We start from the raw sequence: 3,743 nt of genomic DNA on the forward strand, positions 1-3,743 counted from the left end.
CCGCCGACGCGGGAACGACCGGCAGGGCTCGAGACGCGGTCACCGGTACGCCGGGTCGTCGGCGGGCGCTGATCGGCCTGCTCGTGGTCGTGCTCGCCGCCGCCCTGGCCGCGGCCGGCGTGTACGGGCACCGCTGGTACGTCGACCGGGCCACCGAGGACGCCCGGCAGGCCGCCCTCGCCGCCGCCAAGCAGGCGAGCGTCAACTTCGTCTCGGTCAGCGCCGCGAGCGTCGACCGGGACCTGCAACGCATCGCCGCCGGGGCGACCGGCGACTTCAAGGAGGAGTTCACCCGCGGCCAGGCGCAGGTGCGCACGGCGGTGGTGGAGAACAAGGTCGAGTCGCACGGAACGGTGCTGCGCGCCGGGCTGGTCTCCGGGGACCGCCGGCGGGCCGTCGTGCTGGTGGCGGTCGACGCGACCGTCAAGAACGTCAAGGCACCCGACGGACGCCCGTCGCACTACCGGATCCAGGTGGACATGGTCCGCGACCGGGACTCCGGCGACTGGCTCGTGGCCAAGCTCCAGTTCGTCGGCTGACCGGAGGAGGAAACCGATGCGCATCACCCGACGCCCGGGGCGGATCCGGCCGCTGCCAGCACTCGTCGTCCTGATCCTGGTCGCCGCGGCGATCGCCGCCACCGGCTGGTACGGCGACCACCGCGCCGGCCAGCGCGACCGGGCCGTACGCCAGGCGCTCGCCACCGCCCCGGCCGCCGCGAAGGCCCTCTTCTCGTACGACTACCGCACCTTCGACGACAGCGTCGCGAACGGACGGACGTTCGCCACCGGCGCCTTCGCCGACGAGTACGCCCAGACCACCGCGACCCTCAAGCCGACCGCCACGAAGCAGCAGGCGGTGGTGCTGGCGGAGGTCTCCGCCACCGGGGTGGTCACCGCCGACGCCGACCGGGTGGAACTGCTGGTCTACCTGAACCAGTACCGGCGCAACGTCAGCACGGCGGGGGAGAAGGTCGACCAGAATCGCGTCGTCCTCACCATGGTGCCGGTCGACGGCGACTGGAAGGTGGTCAAGGCGACCGCGATCTGATCTACTCGTAGCCTCTGCCGGAACCTGGTTCTTTGTGTCGTAGGACGGTGGCAGACTGCCGGCTGTGCAGCTCCGATACAACTACCGTGTCTACCCAACGCGGGACCAGCGGCAAGCGCTGGCACGAACGTTCGGGTGCGCGCGCGTGGTGTTCAACGACGGGCTGCGCGCCCGCCACGAAGCCCACGCGCAGGGGTTGCCGTACTTGTCGGACGGCGAGCTGTCGAAGCGAGTGATCACACAGGCCAAGACCACGCCGGAACGGGCATGGGCGTACCTTTGCGAAGATCAACCGGTTTACGCCCACATCGCAGACGTGCTCGACGTGCGGCCGTATCGACGGACCGAAACCGCTTGGCGTTCGGTCGTGGAACTGTCCGTGCGGAGCCGTTCACGACCGGGACATCAACGCGGCCATCAACGTGCTCGCGGCGGGACGCGCCGAGAGCCTAAACGCCTGTGGAGCGCAGGTAAGACCGGCACCCGTGCCGGCACCACGCCGAGAAGCAGGAATCCACCCGGGCGCCGCGCATCGTTCCACGCGCAGCGCGGAGGGAATCCCGGCTCTTCAGGGCGGGGAGAACGTCAACAGTGGTTCCGTTCGGACGCCGCGCCGGGCAGTTTGCTCAGCGAGCGGGTGGGCCGGGGTCAGCGGACGTGACCCTCACCCTCAAGTGGACGTTCAGCGGTGTCGGCGCGACCAAGGAGACCGCCACCGTCAACATCATCGAACCATCGCCGGTGCAGGCCGGCACCGAGGTCGCCTACCGCTGCCGGCGGAGCTGACCCGGGGGCCACCGCGTTTCCCCAGCGCACGGTTCGGGTAGGTCGAGGCTGACCGACCCGAACCCTGCGTGGAGGCCCTTCGATGAAAGACAACTTCGGGAACGCGGTGGGCGACGCGTTCCGCTCGGTGATGCTGTTCCTCCCCAAGGCTGTCGCCTTCATCGCGATCCTCGTGGTCGGCTGGCTGATCGCCAAGGCCGTGCTCAAGATCGTGGACAAGGTGCTGGAGCGGGTGCACTTCGACCGCGCCGTCGAGCGCGGCGGCATCAAGACCGCCCTCGCCCGGTCCCGGTACGACGCCAGCGACATCGTCGCGAAGCTGGCCTACTACGCGGTGCTGCTGGTGACCCTGCTGCTCGCCTTCGGCATCTGGGGCCCGAACCCGATCTCCGACCTGCTCCACGGCGTGGTCGCCTGGCTGCCGAAGGCGTTCGTCGCCATCGTCATCGTCGTGGTGGCCGCCGCGATCGCCAATGCGGTCAAGGACATCATCAGCAGCGCCCTCGGCGGCCTCTCCTACGGCCGGGTCCTGGCGAACATCGCCTCGATCTTCATCCTCGGGCTGGGCATCATCGCCGCCCTCAACCAGATCGGCGTCGCCACCGCGGTGACCACCCCGGTGCTGATCGCCGTGCTCGCCACGATCGGCGGCATCCTGGTCGTCGGTATCGGCGGCGGCCTGGTCCGCCCGATGCAGAGCCGTTGGGAGAACTGGCTGAGCCGGGCCGAGCAGGAGTCGCAGATGATCGCCACGCACGCCCGGGCGTACCAGGCGGGCCGGCGGGACGTCGAGGCCCGGGTGAGCCAGCCGGTCGCCCCGTACGCGGAGTCCGAGCGGACCCAGCCGGTCGCCCCGTACGCCTCGGCCGACCCGACCCAGCCGGTCGCCCCGTACGCCTCGGCGGACCCGACCCAGCCGGTCCCGCCGTACGCCGACTCGGACCGCACCCAGCCGACCACGCCGCGGCAGCCCACCGCCGAGCAGGCGGTGGACAACGAGTCCACGATGATCATTCCGCCGACGGAGAACTTCCGCCGCTGACTGTCAGCAGCGCGAGGGGTGGGACCCAGCCGGGTCCCACCCCGTCTCGTGTCTCCTGCCGTTTCGCGGGACACGTGGTCGGCGAGAGCCGATTACCATCAGCGCATGACCTGGCGATGTTGATCCCACGCTGAAGGCCGAGGCCGCGGGCCGCCGCGGACGCCGTACGTCCGGTGTCCGTCTCGTCCCCGTGGGAAGGCCTCATGATCATCGTCCCCGCGCGCGTGCCGGGCGTCCGCCGACTGGCGGTTACGCTCTACGGCTACGCGTTCCTCACCGACTTCGTGCTGCTCTACTCGGTGTACGCGCTGCTCTTCGCCGACACCGGGCTGTCGGTCGGGCAGATCTCCTCGCTCTTCGTCATCTGGTCGGCGACCGGCATCGTCCTGGAGGTGCCCTCCGGCGCCTGGGCCGACGCGGTCTCCCGCCGACTGCTGCTCTGCCTGGCGCCGCTGCTGCCCGCGGTCGGCTTCGCCCTCTGGGTGCTCGTACCGTCCTATCCGGCGTTCGCCGCCGGCTTCCTGCTCTGGGGGGCCGGCTCGGCGCTGCGCTCCGGCGCCCTGGAGGCGCTGGTCTACACCGAACTGGACCGGGCCGGCGCCGCCGACCGGTACGCCCGGATCAGCGGTCGGGCCAGCACGGCCGCGGTGCTGGCCGGGGTCTGCTCGCACGCCCTCGCCGGGCCGGTGCTGGCCGTCGGCGGCTACCGCGCCGTGGGCGCGGCCAGCGTCCTCGGCTGCCTGCTCGCGGCGGCCGTCGCCATCCGCTTCCCCGACCATCGCGCCCCCGCCGTTGAGGTGGAGACCACTGGCGCCGACTCGGGCTGGTGGGCGAGCCTGCGCGCCGGTTTCGCCGAGGCCCGGGC

5 protein-coding genes and 2 pseudogenes are annotated in these 3,743 nt (G+C 71.3%); all 7 read left to right on the forward strand.

The window, feature by feature from the left end:
- Positions 1-539: Rv1363c family protein (locus DKL51_RS34565; RefSeq protein ID WP_185734649.1), on the forward strand; the 539-nt coding region annotated here is incomplete at its 5' end.
- Between the two features lie 16 nt (positions 540-555).
- Complete coding sequence (locus DKL51_RS00005) at positions 556-1,050, forward strand: hypothetical protein (protein ID WP_109947662.1); 495 nt, start codon at positions 556-558, stop codon at positions 1,048-1,050.
- A gap of 64 nt (positions 1,051-1,114) precedes the next feature.
- A pseudogene (locus DKL51_RS37015) lies at positions 1,115-1,234 on the forward strand (helix-turn-helix domain-containing protein); the annotation flags it as partial.
- Between the two features lie 94 nt (positions 1,235-1,328).
- A pseudogene (locus DKL51_RS37625) lies at positions 1,329-1,463 on the forward strand (zinc ribbon domain-containing protein); the annotation flags it as partial.
- Between the two features lie 244 nt (positions 1,464-1,707).
- Entirely contained in the window at positions 1,708-1,836 is a 129-nt protein-coding gene (locus DKL51_RS36005; RefSeq protein ID WP_260428306.1) for a hypothetical protein, read from the forward strand.
- Positions 1,837-1,918: 82 nt separating this feature from the next.
- The gene (locus DKL51_RS00020; RefSeq protein ID WP_124811589.1) at positions 1,919-2,878 is read left to right on the forward strand and encodes a mechanosensitive ion channel family protein; all 960 of its coding nucleotides are present in this window, start codon (positions 1,919-1,921) and stop codon (positions 2,876-2,878) included.
- A gap of 203 nt (positions 2,879-3,081) precedes the next feature.
- The coding region (locus DKL51_RS00025; RefSeq protein ID WP_124811590.1) for an MFS transporter at positions 3,082-3,743 on the forward strand (662 nt) is incomplete at its 3' end.

This window comes from Micromonospora globispora, assembly GCF_003857015.1.
Lineage (GTDB): Bacteria > Actinomycetota > Actinomycetes > Mycobacteriales > Micromonosporaceae > Micromonospora > Micromonospora globispora.